The sequence below is a fragment of the Streptomyces roseirectus genome (assembly GCF_014489635.1).
In the GTDB taxonomy this organism is placed as follows: Bacteria; Actinomycetota; Actinomycetes; order Streptomycetales; family Streptomycetaceae; genus Streptomyces; species Streptomyces roseirectus.
The window spans coordinates 4,246,420-4,264,863 of sequence record NZ_CP060828.1 but is presented as its reverse complement, the minus strand read 5'-3'; the positions used below and the strand labels follow the sequence as shown (position 1 = coordinate 4,264,863).

Here is an 18,444-nt window from a genome sequence, read left to right as displayed (position 1 = left end):
CCGTGTTTCGTCCCGAGGAACGGGCCTTTCAGCGGGGCCGGGGGAGTTGTGAGGGTGGCGGTGGGGCCGGTGGCTGTTCCGGTCGTGTCTGTCGTTGAGCCAGGAGTCGTGTGTCGTGAGAGTCCGCCGGCAGTTCCTCGCTCGGCGTCCGCCCTCTCTCTCCGTTCTCTGGGGGCTTCTCGTGGTCACCCTGTGCGGCGCGGTGGCGCAGGTCGGGGCGGTTCTGGTGCTTCTGCGGGGCGGCGGGCAGGGGGGTCTCGGGTACGGGCTCGTCGGGTGTGGTGTGGTGTGGTGGGTGGCCGGGACGCTGGACGCGGTTCTCGTGCCCCGCGCGGCCCGCGCGGTTGATCACGCGGCCCGGCGGACTGTGCTGGGGGTCATCGCGGGGGCGGCGGAGGACGGGCGACTGGACGCGGGGGACCGGGAGTTGGGGGACGCCGTGCACGCGGCGGCGGGGGTCGCGGTGCGGTGGGAGCCGAAGCCGGGGACGTTGGTGGGGCCGGGGGCGCGGCTCGTGCGGGACGTCGTGGTCGTGGGCGGAGTGTGCGGGGCGCTCGGCGCGGCATACGCCCCGGCGGGGTGGGCGTGCGCCGGGGTGGCGGTGCTCGGCGGGGGCGTGCGGGTGCGGCGACACGTTTTCGACGCCGCCATGAGGGTCCGGCAACTCGCCTTCGGCGTCGGCATAAGGGCCCGGCGACATGTCCGCGACATCGTCATGGGGGTCCGGCGATCCGCCTCAGGCGACGCCGTCCAGGTCAGGCAGCATGCCCGCGCCGACGCTGTCCAGGTCCAGCGATCCGCCCGCACCGATGCCGTCCAGCCTCAGCGATCCGCCCGCGTCGGCGCTGTCCAGCTTCAGCAACTCGTCCGCGCCGACGTCGTCCAGGTCGGGCAACTTGCCCGCACCAACGCTGTACGGGGCCGACGCCATGCCTGCGCCGACGCCGTCCAGCTTCAGCAACCCGCCCGCACCGACGCTGTCCAGGCCGGGCAGCATGCCCGCACCAACGCCGCCCAGCCCCGACAACCCGCCCACACCGACGCCGAGTTCGGGCGTGCGCAATGGCTGGCCCTCGCTCGGCGTGCCCGGTGGCGGCCCCTCGTCGCGCGGGGGTCCGCGCTCGGTCTCGCGCTGACGGCGTTTCTCGTGGCGGGCTCTCGGCCGGGGTTGGAGGCGGGGGCGGTGCTGGCCGCCGTTCTGCTGTATCGGGCCGCCGTCGGCCCGAGGGATCTCACGGCGGTGCGGCACGGCGTCACCGCGCTGCGCCGGGTGCGGGCGCTGGTGCTGACGGCGGCAGGGACCCCCACAGGGACGCCCGCGCCCCGCACGCCTGGCGAACCCCGCGACCCCCGCGACCCCCGCGAGCCCTGTAACCCCGGCGCCCCCCGCGACCCCGGTACCCCCAGAGAGCCCGGCGCCCCCCATGACCCCGGCGCCCCCGGCGCACCCCGCACCCCCGGCGCCCTCGGCGTACCCCGCGCCTCCGGTGAGCCCCGTAACCCCGGCGAGCCCCATGACCCCGGCGCCCCCGGCGCACCCCGCACCCCCGGCGCCCTCGGTGAACCCCGCGCCTCCGGTGAGCCCCGTAACCCCGGCGAGCCCCATGACCCCGGCGCCCCCGGCGCACCCCGCACCCCCGGCGCACCCGGCGCACCCCGCACCCCCGGCGCCCTCGGTGAACCCCGCGCCTCCGGTGAGCCCCGCGCCTCCGGTGAACCCCGTAACCCCGGCGAGCCCCGTGACCCCGGCGCCCTCGGCGTACCCCGCGCCTCCGGTGAACCCCGCGACCCCGGCGCCCCCCGAGAGCCCGGCGCCCCCGGCGAACCCCGTACCCCCGGCACCCCCCACACCCCCGGCGAGCACCTGACCGTCCGCCCGCTCCCCGGCGGCGGCCTCCGTATCCGCCTGGTCCAGCCGGGGTTCCCCGTCAGGGAGGTGCGTGTCGCGCCCGGTGCCTCCGTGTGTCTCGTCACGTACCGTGCCGCCACGGACGTCCTGCGCAGGCTCATGACGTCGACCACGGGCCCGGTGTTGTTGGTTCCGCCTGATCCGCTGCGCCTCGGCTTCGCCGGCCTGGTCGACAATGTCACCTTGGGCGCCCGCCCGTTGCCCCCGGACCTCGCCCCCCTGGCGGACGCCCTCCCGTATGCCTTCCTGTCCGCCGAGTACACCGACGGCGCGGACTTGGACGAGGCCACCTGGTCGACCGTCACCGCCGCCCGGCTCACCGCGCACCTCCCCGACACCCCCGTCCTGATCTGCCTCGCCGCGCCCCCGACTCCCGCGCTGGCGACGGCACTTGACCACGCCCGTGCGAGGGGGGCGTGTGTGCTGCGCCTGATCCCCGCCACCCCGGAGCCCACATGACGCACCCCGCCGTCCCCTATGTCACGACCGCCGCCGGCGCCTCCCTCGGCTGGTGGACGTCGCATGCCTCGCCGGGCGATCCGGTGGGCGTCCTCGCGCTGGCCCTGGCCCTCTGCTGCCTGGGCAGCGCCTGGCGCGCGGGCCTGGCGGGCTTCGCCGTGGACAGGACCGTCCGTCTCGTGGCGGTCCTGACCGTCCACCCCGTCCTCGCCCTGGCCCTGCTCCCCCTCTGCCTCCCGCACCGCCCCCCGACGACCCGCCCGCCCCTGACCGGTGACGCCGCCGACGCCGCCCGCGCGATCAGAAGGATCGTCCGCACGGCCGTGGAGCCGAAGGGCTGGCCGGAACTGGCCGCCTGGCGCCTGATGCCCCTGCTGGTGACGCACCACGACCGCCACGCGGGCACGGTGGCGACGGCGACGACCCGGACGGCGATCCGCACGGTGCCGGGCAGACTCCCGCTGCCGGCGGCGCTCCTGCTGACGTCGGTGGCGGTGTGGACCGTCCCGGGGATGACCCTCACCCAGGCTCAGACGGTCATGCTGGCCGTGACGATCGTGACGGCGGCCTGAACACCCTCACCCCAACAACCCCCCGAACACCACCCGCTCATGATCCCGTTCCCCCACCGTCTCCGGGCAGTGCACGACGTTCCGCCGCTCCCCGCACCCCAACTCGGCCCGCAGCCACCGCTTCACGGCCAGCGTCCGCCGGATCGCGTCGTCCCCCCGGACCGCCAGCAGCTCGACGGGCCCCTCGCAGAGGTACGCGAGGGTCAGCGCCCCGTCGGGTTCGTCGGTCTTCTCGGGGAGCCAGCGTTCGGCGTCGGGAGGACGGAGCCGGAAGGAGCCGACGGGCTCGACGTCCAGGCCGGCGTCCCGCAGGGCGGAGAACACGACGAGGGAGAGCCCGCGGGCGACGCCGTCGGGTTTGACGAGGGCGTGGGTGGAGGGGGAGAGGTCGCAGCGGGTGGGGAGGGCGAAGCGCGGGAGTGGGTTCCAACGGGTCCGCATCGGCCCTCCGAATATCGCCGTCGGCCAGTATCGAGGTCCCGATCCTGCCGTCGGCCACGGCCTCGCAGAACCCTCTGTTCCGCGCGGCGAAATGTCCCGGTCACACCGGCGGAGCCCCCCGCTAAGGTCGCCGGAGAGAGCCGGACGGCCGACACACCCACGCCCGAGAGGGGACCAGCAGATGACGAGGGACCGGGGCCTGGCCCACGCCCAGAAGTATCTCGGCGACTTCGAGACGGCCGTCGCCGAGCGGATCGAGCAGCGGGGGAAGGCCCGGCTGCTGGAGGCGGGCTGCGGCTACGGCGTCGCGATGATGGAACTCGTCCGCGCGTTCGGCGACGCCGTCGAGGTGCACGGCTTCAACTACTCGCCGATCGACGGCGACGAACGGCGGATGCGGACGGAGGCGGTGGAGCGGGGCATCTTCACGGAGGCCGGCCTGGCGGACGTCACCCTGCCGCGGATCACCTTCTGCGACGCCTCGAAGCCGCTCCCGTTCCCGGACGGCTCCTTCGACTTCGTCTACAGCCAGGCGTCGATGTACCTGTACGACGACAAGGCGGCGTTCCTGAAGGAGTGCAACCGGCTGCTCGCGCCCGGCGGGGTGGCCCGCATCAACCCGTCCCTGCACTTCGACGAGAAGGACGCGCCGGAGAAGTACCAGGGGTACTGGGAGATCTGGGACGACGGCCGCGAGGTGACCCTCGGCGACCACCTCAAGCGCGTCGACGGCATCGACCTCGTCTGGCCGGCCGGCCCGGACCACCCGGACCTCGCGTACGTCGAACTCCACCGCCGGGACGAACTCGACCTCGGCCTGCGCCTCGTCGCCTCCGTCGACCTCAACTTCCTGTGGCACGAGTGGGGCGGGGTCCGCAGCGTCTACTCGACGCAGGTGGAGTTCACGCCGCGCTACAAGCGCGAGCTGGGCAGGGTGGCGTGACGGAAGAGGCACCGCAAGCGCCGGGTGTCCGGAACGCGTCCGCCGCAGCACCCCGCGTCATCGAGATCGTCCCCTACGACCCCGCCTGGCCAACGGAGTTCACCGCTCTCGCCGCCCGCCTGCGCCCCGCCCTCCCCGACGCCCTCCGTATCGACCACATCGGCTCCACCTCGGTCCCGGGCCTCGCCGCGAAACCGGTGATCGACGTACAGATCTCGGTCCCCGCCCTCACCCCGGACGACGACTTCCGCACCCCGCTGGAAGCGCTCGGCTTCCGTTACCGCAGGGACAATCCCGACCGGTCGAAACGGTATTTCCGCGAGCCGGAAGACACCCGCCGCATCCACATCCACGTACGCCGCGCGGGCAGCCTCGACGAACAACTCAACCTGGTCTTCCGGGACTTCCTGCGCGCCCGTCCCGAGACGGCCCGGCGCTACGCGGAGGCGAAACGCGAGCTGGCGGCCCGCCACCGCCACGACGCCGAGGCGTACACCGAGGGCAAGAGCCCGTTCATCTGGGCGACGCTGCGCGAGGCCGCCGTCTGGGCCCAGGAGACCGGCTGGGAACCGGGCCCCAGCGACGCCTGAACCGTCCGGCACGGGCGTGACGGACGGTTCAGGCGTCGCTGGAGGGGTGAGGGGCCGGGGTCAGTCCCAGATGAGGCCGTCGCCGCCCGCGGCCTGGACGGTCGACGCCTGCTGCGCGGCCGGCTGCTCGGCGTGCAGGGCGAAGCCGGTCAGGGAGAGAACGGCGGCGACGAGAATTCCGTGGAAACGAAGGGTACGAGACATGGGGGGACCTCCAGAAGAATTGCGGTGAAATGGTGGGGGGAATTCATTTGCTCACCGGATTGATCGGCGGCCCGGAAAGAGCGGCCCGCGTTATTACCCGGCGGAAGTGAGGGGCGCCGTTTCGCCTTTTCGCTGTCCGCGTCGCCGCGTCCCTCGCTTCGTTTTCGATTCTGGGGATCCGCACCACCCGGCAGAAGCGGGAAAAGCGGCCCGGCCGCTTTGGGCCAGCGGTGGCCGCGAACGGCCACGGGCGGCCGGGTACGGTCAAATCCAGCCACCCCGCCCGCCGTCGGCGCCGGGCGGCCGCACGCCTCGGATGCCTGGTCCGGGGTCCGGTCGGCCCGGCGCCCGGCGGCACCCCTTGGTCAAGGGATGGTCAAGAAGGTAAAGCCGAGGGAAGGTGCACTGCCTCGCACTCCCTCGCGCGGGCGCGTGGCAGTCCGGACCAGAGGGGGGATAGGGAAGCGATAGCGGACCGAAAGTCCGGCCCCTTTGTGTGAAGGGCGGGCGAGGTGTTTCCTTCGCCCCGACGGTGTGGCGGACCCTTGGGATACCGCCCTGGACGGGGGATGGAGGTCGTGTTCGATGATGTGTTTCCCGCGCGACGTGCGGCACGGAGGCGAGCCATTGGCGTTCGCCGATGTGCCGTTTTCCGCATCGGCAGGCTTATTAACCCGACGCCCCGGACCCGGGGCGCGCACGGGACGGTTCTCTCGGCGGGCGGAGGCAGAGGTGGAGCGGGTATGAAGGCCGTGTTCGGGCTGGCCGGGCTCGATCAGGTGCAGGAGATCGTCTACAGCGCGGCGCTGGAGGCGCCCGCCCTGGACGCCCCGGAGCTGGCGGAACACCTGCAGCTCCCCGTCGCCCAGGTCCGCGACGCGCTGGAGGTCCTGCTCGACCTGCGCATGGTGCGCCGCTCGCACGCCGAGCCGGACCGCCTCGTCGCCGTGGACCCCGTGGTCGGGCTGCAGAACCTCCTGGCGCGCGAGCACGAGCAACTGCTCGCACGGCAGCAGCAGATCTCGGCGAGCCAGTCGATGGTGCTGAGGATGCTCGCCGACCGTGACACCAGCGTCGCCTCCGCCGCGACCGAGGGCGTGCAGCGCCTGGACGGGATCGACGCCGTCCAGCAGCGCCTGGAGCGGTTCTCGCAGGAGGCCAGGTGGACCGTGGAGACGTTCATGCCGGGCGGTGCCCAGTCCGTGGCGGCGCTGGAGGCCGCGCGGGAGAACGACGCCCGGGTCATGGCCCGCGGGGTCACGATACGCACCGTCGGACTGGACTCCGTGCGCGGGCACGAGGGGACGCTGGCGTACGCCCGCTGGCTGACCGACCGGGGCAGTGAGTTCCGCACGGTCGACGCGCTGCCGCCCCGGATGGTGCTGGTGGACCGCGGCGCCGCGCTGGTGCCGATCGACCCCGAGGACAGCCGCAAGGGGGCGATGTACCTGACCGAGCCGGGCATGGTCGCCTCGCTGGTCGCCCTCTTCGAACAGGTCTGGGACGTCGCCACGCCGTTCGGCAGCGACCGCAGGCCCGACGGTGACGGCCTCTCCGCGCAGGAGAAGGCTTTGCTGGTGCTCATCGCACAGGGGCACACCGACGAGTCGGCCGCCTCGAAACTCTTCATCTCGGCGCGCACGGCCCGGCGGACGATGGCCGCGATCATGGAGCGCCTGGGTGCCCGCAGCCGGTTCGAGGCGGGGGTCAAGGCCGCCCAACTGGGCTGGCTGTAGCGGGTGATGACCGGATACGCCGGGGTGACGCCGTGCGGGCTCACCCCGGCGCGTCCACAAACCGGGAGCGGACCCGGGTTTTCCGGATAGCGCAACTCGACCGTGACATCCGGGATTTGCTTGGGAATACTGAACATTTCAAGCACCTGTGTGGTGGGAGTAGACTGCGGCCAGGGCGAGTTGAGAATGGGTCAAGGGCCTTGACGGAGCTGCCGTCGGACAGAGGCGGAGCGTTGGAACCTGTCTTTCGAGTTCTCGGACCGCTCCGGCTGACCGGTCCGGCAGGACCGATCCGGCTCCCCGCCGGGCGCGAGCGCGTCGTCGCCGCGCAGCTGATCCTCAACGCCAACAAGGTGCTCTCCGTGGAGCGGCTGGCGGACGCGGTCTGGGACTACGACGCGCCGTCCACCGCGCGGACCCAGATCCAGATCTGCATCTCGCGCCTGCGCCGGGCGTTCGACGCGGCGGGGCTCTCCGGACGGATCGTCACCTCACGCCCCGGCTACCAGCTCGTCACCGAACCGGACGAGGTGGACCTGCCCGTCTTCGAACGCGAGGTCTCCGAGGCCCTGCGCGCGATCCGCCGCCGCGCGACGCCCGACGCGACCGCCGAGGGGGTCGCCCGTGCGCGCCGCGCGCTCGGCCTCTTCACCGGCGAGCCGCTGGCGGACGTCGGCAGCGAGGTCGTCCAGTCCGTCGCGCGCCAGCTCGCGCAGCGCCGGCTGCACGTCCTCGAGGTCTGTCTCGACGCGCAGCTCGACCTCGGGCAGGCGGCGGACGTCGTCGACGAGATCGCCGCGCTCGTCGCCGAACACCCGCTGCACGGGCGGCTCGTGGCGCTCAACATGAAGGCGCTCCAGCGGCTGGGGCGGCGGGCCGACGCGCTCGCCGTCTACCGGGAGGCGCTGCGCGAATACCGCGACCGGCTCGGGCTGGAGCCCGACCCCGAGTTGAGACACCTGCATGAAACGATTCTGCAAGACATGAGTTACCCGGCGGGCGAAGGCCGCGGGCCGGAAGAACCCCGCCCCCTCGACTCCCCTTCCTCCTCCGACACCCACGGCACCCTGCGCCCCCCCACCCTCGGCCGCGAACTCCTCCCCGCACCGGGTACCTGCCACCTCGACGGCCGCACGGAGGAATTCCGCGCGCTGCGAAGGGTCCTGCGCGAGGCGCGGACGGGGGCGCCGGGGGCGGAGACGACGGGTACGGGCGGGACGGGTCCGGTGGGGACGGGCATGCCGGGGGCGCCGCGCGCGGGCGTGCCGGGGACGAGTCCGGGGGGCTTGGGCGGGGCGGGGATGTCGCGCGCGGGCACGCCGGGGACGAGTCCTGCGGGTTCGGGCGGGACGGGGGTGTCGCGTACGGGCGTGCCGGGGGTAGGGACGTCGCCTGCGGGTGCGCCGGGGACGACGGGAATGTCGCCTGCGGGCGCGCCGGGGACGACGGCTCCGGGCGAGGGCACCTCGCGCGCGGGCACGCCGGGCGCGGCCCCCACGTACGCGAACCCCACCGCTCCGGGCCCGACGTCCGCACCCCCCGCTGGTCCGGCCTCCGCCTACCCGGCCTCCGCTGGTCCGGCTTCCGCCTACCCGGCCTCCGCTGGTCCGGCTTCCGCGTATCCGGCCCCCGCTGGTCCGGCTTCCGCCTACCCGAACCCCGCTGGTCCGGGCCCGGCGTTCACGGCTTCCGCGTATCCGATCCCCGCTGGTCCGGCCTCTGCCTACCCGGCCCCCGCTGGTCCGGCTTCCGCCTACCCGAACCCCGCTGGTCCGGGCCCGGCGTTCACGGCTTCCGCGTATCCGGCCCCCGCTGGTCCGGCCTCTGCCTACCCGGCCCCCGCTGGTCCGGGCCCCGCGTTCGCGGCCCCCGTCCATCCCGACCTCTCTGACCTCGCCGACCTCGCCGAGCCCGGCGTCCGGCCCGGTCCCGTGCTCGTCTCTGTCTCCGGGCCGCGTGGTATCGGGAAGACGGCGTTCGTTGTCGCCGCGGCGGCCAGGCTCGCCGCCGACTATCCGGACGGCCGGCTGTACCACGACATGCGCCGTGCGGACGGTACGCCGGTGGACCCCCACACCGTCCTCGCGACGTTCCTGCGGGCCCTCGGTGTCCCGTCGGCCGAGGTGCCGCCGACGGCGGAGGAACGCTCGGCGCGGTACCGGGAGTTGCTGCGGGAACGCCGGGTGCTGGTGGTCCTCGACGACGCGCAGGACTTCCGGCAGGTGTCCCCGCTGCTGACGGACGGCACCGACAGCGCGGTCATCCTGGTCAGCAGGGAACCGTGGGGCGCGCAGCCGGTGGCCCGCCGGATCAGGCTGGGCCACCTCGACACGGACGCCTCCGTCAGCTACCTCGCGCGGCTGGTGGGCGCGGCCCGGATCGCCGCGGAACCGGAGGCGGCCCGCCGGCTCGCGGAGCGCTGCGCGGGGCTGCCGCTGGCCCTGACCGCGCTGGCCTGCCGGCTGAACCGGCGTTCCCAGTGGCCCCTGTCCCTGCACCTGAAGTCCCTCAAGGACGACGCGACCCTCCTGGACCAGCTCTCCACCGCCGAACCCGACGTCCGGGCCGCGCTCCAGGCCGACTACGACGACCTGCGCCCCACCGCCCGCGTGCTGCTCCAACGCCTGGCCCGCTGGGGCGACCGCCCCTTCTCCCCCACGGTGGTCGACGCCCTCCTGGGCTGCCCGCCGGGCGCCGGCATGGAAGTCCTGGACGACCTGGTGGTGGCCGGCCTGGTGGACGTCCTCCCCGCCCCCAGCGCACCGGAGTCCTACCGCCTGGTCGGCCTCATCCACCTCCTCCTCCACCCCTCCCCGCCCCACCGCTCCCCCCTGGACCCCCTCCCCCCATTACCCCCCCTCCTCAAACGCCCCCTCCCCACCCGAACAACCCAACCCACGGGCCCCCTCCGCTGACCCCCTGCCCGCGCCCACCCCCCACCGACGCCCCACCCCCACAGACCCAAACACCGGCCCCCGAGCCCCCACGGCACGGCCAGCCCCACACACCCGGCCTCCCCAGCCCCGCCCCCACCCTCACAGAACAGCCCCACCGATCCGGCCGAGGCCGACCCAACGGCCCACCACCCCACGGCGCCCGCCGCGACCAACCCCCACGGACCGGCGTCCCGGCCCGCGAGCCCCGCGGCGTGGCCACCCACACACGGCCGGCCTCCCCACCGCCAGGCCCACCGCGCCCACCCTCACCGAACAGCCCCACCGGCCCGGCCGGGCCCGCCCCAACGGCCCACGCCGCCCGGTGCCCCGGCCCGCACAACCCCAGTCCCGGCAGAGCACCCCAGGATCCCCAGCGGCCCCGCACCCCGGCCCACCTGGTACCACCCTGTCGACCGATCGCTCAGCCCGAACCATCCGCCCCCGGGCGACCGCCCGCCTCGGGAGACTGCCCGCCTTCGGCGACCATCCGCCCCGGTGTCTGCCCGCCTTCGGTGCCCGCCTGGTTCCGGCGCTCGCCCGCTCCCGGAGACCGTCCGCCCCCGGGCGACTGCCCGTTCCGGTGAGCCCTGCCTCCGGGAGGCTGCCCGGCCCGCTTTTGGTGCCCGCTTGGCTCCGGCGCCCACTCCCGGTGTCTGCCCGTCTTCGGTGCCCGCCTGGTTCCGGCGCTCGCCCGCTCCCGGAGACCGTCCGCCCCCGGGCGACTGCCCGTTCCGGTGAGCCCTGCCTCCGGGAGGCTGCCCGGCCCGCTTTTGGTGCCCGTCTGGCTCCGGCGCCCACTCCCGGTGTCTGCTCGCTTTTGGTGCCCGTCTGGCTCCGGCGCCCACTCCCGGTGCCTGCCCGCCTTCGGCGCCCGCCTGGCTCCGGCGCTCGCCCGCTCCCGGAGACCGTCCGCCCCCAGGCGACTGCCCGCTCCGGCGAGCCCTGCCTCCGGGAGGCTGCCCGTCTCCGGCGACCATCCGCCTCCGGCTACCGCCCGGCCCGGCGACCACCCCACGCCGACCGGCGACCACCCCACGCCGCCCGGTGCCCCGGCCCGCGCAACCCCAGTCCCGGCAGAGCGCCCCAGGATCCCCAGCGGCCCCGCACCCCGGCCCACCGGGCACCCGCCCGCCGACCGACCGCCCACCCCGGACCACCCACCCCGGGCGGCCGCCCGTCTTCGGCGACCATCCGCTCCCGGAGGCTGCCCCGCTCCGACCGGCCGGTCACGGCCGAACTCCTCGCGCGGGTCGGCTGATCGCGGCCGCCCCTCAGCCCCCGTTCATACCTCACCCCCCATTCACACCTCCGGCACCGAAAGTTCCGTCCGCAGCGTTGCCAGCGCCGTAGGGGAGACCCCCCGCCGGCTGAGGAACGGCTGGAGGCCGCCGTGGCGGTCGCGGACTTCCGACAGGAGGGTGCGCATGGTTTCGGCGCGGACCTGGACGCGGTGGAGATAGTCGTCGCGGGTGTGACCACGGCGGAGCCACTTGTCCTGGAAGCGGTCGACCTGGGCGACGAGGTCGCGGGCGCTTTCGGCGTAGTCGAGGGCGATGTCGTCGGGTGGGCAGCCGAGGAGGTCGAGGAGGGAGGCGACGGCGAGGCCGGTGCGGTCCTTGCCGAAGTGGCAGCAGATCAGGAAGGGTTCGGCACAGGCTGAGGCGAGGGCGTCGAAGAGGCCCGGCCAGCACGCGTCGTACGCGTCCGTGAGGATGCCGTGGTAGTAGCGGACGACGTCCGCGCTGGTGGGCCGGGGCGCGGCGACGGCGGCGCCGGAGTAGCCGGTCAGCGGTGCCTGGACCCAGCGCAGACCGGCGTCGAGGAGGGCCTGGGGCGGACCGTACGCCGCGACCTCCCGCGCGCTGCGCAGGTCGACGACCGTCCGGATGCCGTACCGGTCGCGCAGGACGGCCGCGTCCTGTTCCGTGCACGAGGTCACATGCCCGCAGCGGAACAGCCGTCCACCGCGCAGCCCCTGCGCCCGCACCTCCCGGAAGTTGACCCCGACGGCCTCGGACTCCACGTTCCAGATCAACACGACGCCCCCTCTCCCACGCCGGCGCCCAGCCCCAGCGCCCCCGTGACCTCGTCCCAGAAGCGGGGGAAGTCCTTGTTGACGTCGGGGCCGTAGCGCACGCGGACGCGGGGCAGTTGGCGTACGCCTTCCAGGACCCGCGCCCGCGCCTGCGCGTCGAAGGGGCGGGGCGCGAGGATCCCGAGGTAGTCGACGAAGTACCGCAGGCCCCGCCCACTGGTCGGCTCAAGTTCGGGCGCCGCCGTGCCGGAGGTGTCGGCCTCCACCGTCCACCCGGACATGTGGGGATCGGCGACGGGGAGGACGATCCCGGCCGGTTCGGCGTGCTGGGCGCACCGCGTTCCGGTGATCGCGGTGAACTCGTCGATGTCGCAGTAGATCCGCACCCGCCCCTCCCGCGACCAGGAGTGGGTGGACGGCGTCGGCAGGGAGCCGAGGGGGGAGTCGCCGTAGCGGCGCAGCGGATGCGTCTCGAACCGCTCCCGCGCGGGATGCCCGACGAGCGCCCCGACCCCGATCCCGAGCCGCCGAGGCGCCCCGCTGAGCGCGAGCGGCCCGCCGGGCGACGTCTCCCAGGCGAGCAGCGTGTCGTCGGAGACGAAGTCCCAGCCGGCCAGCGTGGACGCGAGGAACGCGAGCGTCGACTTCCCCGAACTGCTGGCCCCGAAGACGGCGACGGCCTTGCCGTCACGGGCGACGGCGGACCCGTGCAGCACCGGCACCCCGCCGGAGTGCAGCTGCGCGCTGAGCAGGAACGCCACCAGCCGCACGACCCCGCGCCGCGCCCGGGGCGTGTCCTCGGCGATGTCCAGCCGCACGGCCCGCTCACCGCGGTGCACGCTGATCAGGACGGGATCGCTGTCCTCCTCCATGTCCCGCAGCGTCACCATCGTGTCGCTCAGATGCTCCAGGACGACCATCCGGGGCCCGTCCTCGTCGAGCCACAGCTGCGGACTGCGCGGCACGGCCTCCAGGTCACCCCGGGTGCCGGGCAGCTCCGGCACGCACCGCACGGACACGGTCACCGCGTCGGGATCCGCGCCGGCGGCCGGCACGAAGTACGGCCCGAGCAGCGCCGTGAGGAACGCGTTCAGCTCCGGCAGCGCGCTCTCGACGGACAGCCGCGCGAACCACCGCGACAGCGTGAACACCTCACCGGGCGGGGACACCACCGGCACCACCGGATCGTCGAGCAGGTTCGTACGCGGTTCTCCCGTCACAGGGGCCTTCCTTTCGCGGTTCCCACACGGCCCGGCGCCCGCCGCCCGGCCCGAAGCGGCCACGTTTCATCCTGCGGACCAACTCCCGTGCGGCCAGGGGCCGTTCCACGGCCCGGAACACGTCCTGCGCTCACCCCCGCACGTCCGCGCCGAACGCCCGCAGCTTCGCCGGCAGGTTCTCGTACCCGCGCGCCAGATGCCCCACCCCGTGCACGACGTGCCGCCCGCCGGCCGTCAGCGCCCCGATCACCAGCGACATCACGGCCCGCAGGTCACCCCCGTGCAGCTCCCCGGCCGCGCGGCCCAGCGTGCTCGGCCGCACGGTCATCCGGGACCCGGTGACGGTGAGGTCGGCGCCCAGCGCCCGCAGCCCCGGCGCGTACCCGAACCGCGACCCCCACACCAGGTCGGTCACCACGGACGGCCCCGACGCCCGCAGCAGCATCGGCACCAGCAGCGCGAGGGCGTCGCTGTAGACGAGGTGGGAGGCGGCGACGACGTCCACGGGCGTCAGCCGCGACACCCGCCCGACCCGCAGCGTGTCCCCCTCCCAGTCCAGCGGGACCCCCATCGCGTTCAGCACCGCCAGCTCCGGCACCAGCCCCGCCCGCACCGCGTCCGGCCGGTCCACCCGCACCCGCGACTCCGTGTCGAGGCACACCGACAGGGCGATCATCGTGACCACCTCCATCAGGTCGGACGGCAGCCGCAGCTCGGTGCCGCCGACCGGCCCGCCGCGCCCCTCGATCTCGATCTCGCCGTCCCCGAACCGCACCGGCACCCCGGCCGAGCCGAGCGCGCGCGCCAGCTCCACCACGTCCGCCTTCGGGTACGGCTCGCGCAGCACGGTCGTGCCGCGCGCGACCGCGCCGAGCAGCAGCGCCGTCTTCGTCGCCCCGGAGTAGTAGGGCCCGGTGAGGGTGCCGGTCAACGGCTCCCGGACGGCGAAGTCGGCGAGGTCGACGACGGCGCCGCGCAGCCCCGACAGCGGCGCGGACGCGCTGAAACCGCCGTCCGAGAGGTCGGTGCGGGCGCCGAAGCGCTCCATCACGGCGGCGACGTGGGACAGCGGGCGCTCGCCCGCCGAGCCCCCGCCGATCCGGCAGCCGCCGTGCCGCCCCGACACGACCCGGCCGGTCGCGGCGAGCAGCGCCGGCAGCAGGTAGACACCGCCGTGCACCTGCGCCGACAGCTCGTCCGGGATCCGGTGCTGCCGCAGCTCCCCGGCGAGGACGCGGAGCGTGCCCGCGCGGTGGTCGTGCATGACGGCGGCCCCGGCCCCGCCGAGCAGCGCGGTCAGCACCCGGGTGTCGGCGATGTCCGGCACGTTGGAGATCACCCAGGGCCGGTCCGCGAGGCACGCGGCGGCCAGCGCCGGGACGAGGAGGTGCTTGAACCCGGAGACGCCCACGCGCACCGGCGACGGCGTCCGCGTCCGGGAGAGCTCCCAGCTGTCGGTCGCCGCCTCGGCCTCGCGCGGGGCCGTGATCACAGACGCTGCACTGCGCATGAGGGGGTCCTTTCCTGCTGCGGGAATCACAGAGTCCTGGGCACCCTAGGGCGAATACGCATTTACGGCCGGAAAGGGTTTCACCCGGCGGAACGCTCTTCTTCGCGAAAGCTGCTCAGTGAAAGGTCGGTAAAACGCGTTCCGCCGGGAGAAACCCCGGATTCCGCGCGGCCCCGATCCGCCTCAGCATCCAGGGAAAGGTTCGAGGCAGGAGTGAATCCATGAAGGTACTGGTCATCTGGCCGCCTCATGTCCCCAGTTACTTCAACGCCGGCCATCACACGCCCGCGTTCATGACGGCGGGACACCTCCGGCGCGACCCCCGGGTGACCCGGGTCGACGTGCGCGACGCCGGGGTGCTCAACATGAACTGGAAGGCGGTCGGCGATCTGCTGTTCCAGGGTGACTACGACGTCGTCGCCGTGATGAACGACTTCGACGCCGTGGACGGTCTGGAGCGGTTCATCGCCTACGCCAGGGAGCTGTCGCCGCGCAGCCGGCTGGTCACGTTCGGCCGGCTGAGCAGCATGAACCCCGGGTACTTCCAGCGCTACGACCTGGACGCGATCGTCCGGTCCGGGGACTACGAGTGCGGGGTCGCGCACGTCGTCGACGCCGTCGCCGAGGGGCGCTGGCCCGAGGGCGCGCTGCCCGGGGTCGCCGTGCGGGCGGCGGGGGAGTGGCACGACCCGAGCGAGCCCGGGGGCACGCTGAGCGCCGACGAGTGGAGCCTGCCCGACGTCGACGAGATCCCCTACGCCGCCTACGACCGGCTCTACGCGCGCGACGACCACAAGTTCTGCGGGATCCCCTTCCGCCGCGAACTCGTCGTGCCGGCCGCGCGCGGCTGCCCCGTCGGCTGCGACTTCTGCGAAGTGCCGTCGATATTCGGGCTCAAGGAACGCCGGCTCTCGGTGGACCGAACCGTCCAATACATCGAGGACGCTTTTTCCCGGCAGCCTTTCGAATACGTCGCCTTCTACGCGCCGACCTTCACGCTCAACCGGCGCTGGGTGCAGGAACTGTGCGTGCGCTTCCAGCGGAGCGAGCTGAAACCGCGCTGGAAATGCGCGACCACCATTCACCACCTCAGTGAAGAACTCGTCACGCTGATGGGCGCCTCGGGCTGCGTCCGTATCTCCGTCGGCCTCGAAACCCTCGAACCCGACAGCCAGGGCACCCTGCCGCGGGCCAAGCAGATCGAGGACGAGAAGTTCCGCACGCTGGCCCGCTGGTGCGAGCGCGCGGGCATCGAGCTGAACGCCTTCGTCATCGTCGGCCTCCCCGGCACCACCCCCGCCGGCGTCGCCCGCACCCTCGACGTCGCCCGCAGCACCGGCGCGCGCGTCCGCCCCACCATGTACACCCCCTACCACGGCATCCCCGCCGACCTCACCCCCCTCCAGATCAGCCGCTACAACCGCCAACTCCTCTCCACCCCCGGCGACCCCCTCGCCCCCGAGTGGTACCGCTTCATGTTCGGCCCCGAGGACCGACTCACGACGGTCTACGAGGCGATCCCGCAGTACGCGACCCATGACGCGGCGTGAGACGGGCGCGGGGCGGGCGGGGACGCCGGTGTCGGTGACGACGACGGGAGCGGTACCGGGCCCGATGGCGGCCGCGCCGGCCTCGATGGCGGCCGTGCCGGGCCCGATGGCGCCCGTGCCGGCCCAGGTGACGACCGTGCCGGGCGCGGGTGGCGCAGTGCCGGCCTCGATGGCGGCCGCGCCGGGCCCGATGACGTCCGTGCTGGCCCAGGCGACGACTGTGCCGGGCGCGGGTGGCGCAGTGCCGGTCCCGATAACATCCGCGCCGGGCCCGATGGCGCCCACGCTGGCCCCGATGACGCCCACGCCGGGCCCGATGGCGCCCGTGCTGGCCCAGGTGACGACTGTGCCGGGCGCGGGTGGCGCAGTGCCGGTCCCGATAACATCCGCGCCGGGCCCGATGGCGCCCGTGCTGGCCCAGGTGACGACTGTGCCGGGCGCGGGTGGCGCAGTGCCGGTCCCGATAACATCCGCGCCGGTCCCGATAACATCCGCGCCGGGCCCGATAACATCCGCGCCGGGCCCGATGGCGCCCACGCTGGCCCCGATGACGCCCGTGCCGGGCCCGATGGCGTCCGCGCTGGTCCAGGTGACGACTGTGCCTGGCGCGGGTGGCGCAGTGCCGGCCTCGATGGCGTCCGCGCCGGACCAGATGGCGGCCGCGCCGGACACCGTGACCGCCTCGCCGCATCCGGCGATCCCCGCACAGGGCGCCGTACCGGCCGCTGCGTCGGCCCCGCCCGGTACTGCGCCGCCCGCGCGGGGTGCCGTGATGCCCGCGCCGGATGTCGTACCGTCCGTGTCCGGCAGCGTGATGCCTGCGCCCGGCAGCGTGACGTCCGTGTCCGGCACTGCGCCGGCCGTGTCTGGCAGCGTGATGCCTGCGCCCGGCAGCGTGATGCCCGTGTCCGGCAGCGTGATGCCCGTGTCCGGCACCGCGCCGGCCGCGCCCGGCACCGCGTCGGCCGCGCCCGGCACCGCGCCGGCCGCGCCCGGCACCGCGTCGGCCGCGCCCGGCACCGCGCCGCCCGTGTCCGGCACCGCGTCGGCCGCGCCCGGCAGCGTGACGCTCGCGCTTGGTGCCGGGCCGGCCCCGCTCGGTGCCTTGCCGGCCGGGCGCGGTCTCCTGGTGCCCGCGCCGGATGCCGGGGGGCCCTCGTCCGGTGCCGCCTTGGGCTCTGTCGGCTCCCCGCTCGTTCCTCGCTTTCCCCTGCGGGCCTCCGCGCTCGCCGTCGCGCATCCGCCTCGGCGGCGGTTCGCCGGGGTCAATCTGAAGAGTTGTGAGTTGCAGCATCCGTTGGCTGATCGGCTGGTGGCTGAGGCGTTGCGGGCGGTTGGGGTGGTTGATACGCGGTCGTATCCGGTGCTTGCCGAGGTGCGGGGGAAGTTGGGGGCTCGGTATGGGGTGGGTGTTGAGGGGGTTTTGGTCACGGCGGGGTCGGACAGTGCGATCGGGATGCTGGTCGACGCGTTCGCGGTGCCGGCGGGGCGGTTGATCGTGCCGGAGCCGGCGTTCGAGGCGTGGGAGTACTACGCGCGGTTGCGGGGGGTGCCGGTGACTTCGGTGCGGCAATTGCGGGGGCAGCCGCCTCGGTTGGACAACGCCGAGTTGTTCGACGCCGTGCGCGCGCATCCGCCGTCCGTCGTCGCGTTGACCAGCCCGGCGGGGCTGTCGGGGCTGCCGGTGCCGGCCGAGGAGGTCGGGTTCCTGGCGGACGTGTGCGAGCGGTACGGGCATCTGCTGGTCGTCGACGAGTGCTACGGCGCCTACGCGGGCGTGACGCACACCCCGCTGCTCGTGGACCACCCGCGCCTGGTCGTCGTCCGGTCGCACTCCAAGTCGCACGCCCTGGCCGGCGCCAGGATCGCCGCCGTCTTCGCGGGCGAGGACATCGCGGGCCACCTCGCCGCGTACCGCCCGGACAGCACCGTCTCCGGCCCCGCCCTCGCGCTGCTGTCCGAACTCCTGGAGCGCACGGCGGAGTTCGCCGAGGTGTGGGACGACGTGCGGGCCATCCGGGACGAGTTCGCCGACGCCGTCGAGGAGGTCCGCCCCGGCTGGCGGCGGCTCCCGCCCGGCGGGAACTTCGTCACCTTCCACACCGGCTCCCGGGACGAGCCCGCGCGCGCCGAACGGGCCCTGCTGGACGCCGGGTTCAGGACGCGCGCGCTGACCGGCGTGCCGGGACTGGGGGAGTGCCTGCGGATCTCGCTGGCCGACCGGCCCGTCATGCGCCGGGTCGTCGACGTGCTCGCCGAGGGGGCCCGCGCCGAAGGGGGCCGGTCATGACGCCGTGTGCTTGCCGAGGGGGCCCGCGCGTCGAGGGGAGTCGGTCATG

Annotated in this window: 13 protein-coding genes; 8 read left to right on the top strand and 5 right to left on the bottom strand. The window is 74.3% G+C overall.

Going from position 1 to position 18,444, the window contains the following annotated elements:
- Positions 1 to 115: 115 nt before the first annotated feature.
- The gene (locus IAG44_RS42955) at positions 116 to 2,368 is read left to right on the top strand and encodes a hypothetical protein (RefSeq protein ID WP_223006796.1); all 2,253 of its coding nucleotides are present in this window, start codon (positions 116 to 118) and stop codon (positions 2,366 to 2,368) included.
- Complete coding sequence (locus IAG44_RS17710; protein WP_187748067.1) at positions 2,365 to 2,940, top strand: hypothetical protein; 576 nt, start codon at positions 2,365 to 2,367, stop codon at positions 2,938 to 2,940. Before IAG44_RS42955 ends, IAG44_RS17710 begins: the two co-directional genes overlap by 4 nt.
- Positions 2,941 to 2,946: 6 nt before the next feature.
- On the opposite strand, the gene IAG44_RS17705 is transcribed toward IAG44_RS17710, so the two are convergent.
- Positions 2,947 to 3,381 carry a nucleoside-diphosphate kinase gene (locus IAG44_RS17705; protein ID WP_187748066.1) on the bottom strand — a complete coding sequence of 145 codons (435 nt, stop codon included), beginning with the start codon at positions 3,379 to 3,381 and terminating at the stop codon, positions 2,947 to 2,949.
- A gap of 181 nt (positions 3,382 to 3,562) precedes the next feature.
- On the opposite strand from IAG44_RS17705, the gene IAG44_RS17700 reads away from it, so the two are divergent.
- Together IAG44_RS17700 and IAG44_RS17695 are read left to right on the top strand one after the other, a co-directional pair.
- Positions 3,563 to 4,324, top strand: coding sequence for a class I SAM-dependent methyltransferase (locus IAG44_RS17700; RefSeq protein WP_187748065.1), 762 nt, complete (start codon positions 3,563 to 3,565; stop codon positions 4,322 to 4,324).
- The gene (locus tag IAG44_RS17695; RefSeq protein ID WP_223006795.1) at positions 4,321 to 4,914 is read left to right on the top strand and encodes a GrpB family protein; all 594 of its coding nucleotides are present in this window, start codon (positions 4,321 to 4,323) and stop codon (positions 4,912 to 4,914) included. The genes IAG44_RS17700 and IAG44_RS17695 overlap by 4 nt, the downstream gene beginning before the upstream one ends.
- Before the next feature lie 60 nt (positions 4,915 to 4,974).
- On the opposite strand, the gene IAG44_RS17690 is transcribed toward IAG44_RS17695, so the two are convergent.
- A complete protein-coding gene (locus tag IAG44_RS17690; RefSeq protein WP_187748064.1) occupies positions 4,975 to 5,118 on the bottom strand; it encodes a hypothetical protein in 144 nt (47 codons plus the stop codon).
- 743 nt (positions 5,119 to 5,861) lie between these two features.
- Between IAG44_RS17690 and IAG44_RS17685 the strand changes: the two genes are divergently transcribed.
- Positions 5,862 to 6,854, top strand: a complete 993-nt coding sequence (locus IAG44_RS17685; RefSeq protein WP_187748063.1) for a helix-turn-helix transcriptional regulator — start codon at positions 5,862 to 5,864, stop codon at positions 6,852 to 6,854.
- Positions 6,855 to 7,087: 233 nt separating this feature from the next.
- Positions 7,088 to 9,769, top strand: a complete 2,682-nt coding sequence (locus IAG44_RS17680; RefSeq protein WP_187748062.1) for an AfsR/SARP family transcriptional regulator — start codon at positions 7,088 to 7,090, stop codon at positions 9,767 to 9,769.
- Between the two features lie 1,321 nt (positions 9,770 to 11,090).
- Here IAG44_RS17680 and IAG44_RS17675 read toward each other — a convergent pair.
- The 3 genes from IAG44_RS17675 to IAG44_RS17665 all read right to left on the bottom strand — a co-directional run bounded on the left by IAG44_RS17675 (position 11,091) and on the right by IAG44_RS17665 (position 14,555).
- Positions 11,091 to 11,828 carry a tyrosine-protein phosphatase gene (locus IAG44_RS17675; RefSeq protein WP_187748061.1) on the bottom strand — a complete coding sequence of 246 codons (738 nt, stop codon included), beginning with the start codon at positions 11,826 to 11,828 and terminating at the stop codon, positions 11,091 to 11,093.
- A complete protein-coding gene (locus IAG44_RS17670) occupies positions 11,822 to 13,045 on the bottom strand; it encodes a phosphoenolpyruvate carboxykinase (ATP) (protein ID WP_187748060.1) in 1,224 nt (407 codons plus the stop codon). Before IAG44_RS17670 ends, IAG44_RS17675 begins: the two co-directional genes overlap by 7 nt.
- A 130-nt stretch (positions 13,046 to 13,175) precedes the next feature.
- A complete protein-coding gene (locus IAG44_RS17665) occupies positions 13,176 to 14,555 on the bottom strand; it encodes a hypothetical protein (RefSeq protein WP_187748059.1) in 1,380 nt (459 codons plus the stop codon).
- 221 nt (positions 14,556 to 14,776) lie between these two features.
- Here IAG44_RS17665 and IAG44_RS17660 point away from each other — a divergent pair, with 221 nt between their 5' ends.
- Together IAG44_RS17660 and IAG44_RS17655 are read left to right on the top strand one after the other, a co-directional pair.
- A complete protein-coding gene (locus IAG44_RS17660; protein ID WP_187748058.1) occupies positions 14,777 to 16,105 on the top strand; it encodes a B12-binding domain-containing radical SAM protein in 1,329 nt (442 codons plus the stop codon).
- Complete coding sequence (locus IAG44_RS17655) at positions 16,092 to 18,395, top strand: aminotransferase class I/II-fold pyridoxal phosphate-dependent enzyme (protein ID WP_187748057.1); 2,304 nt, start codon at positions 16,092 to 16,094, stop codon at positions 18,393 to 18,395. The genes IAG44_RS17660 and IAG44_RS17655 overlap by 14 nt, the downstream gene beginning before the upstream one ends.
- Positions 18,396 to 18,444 lie beyond the last annotated feature (49 nt).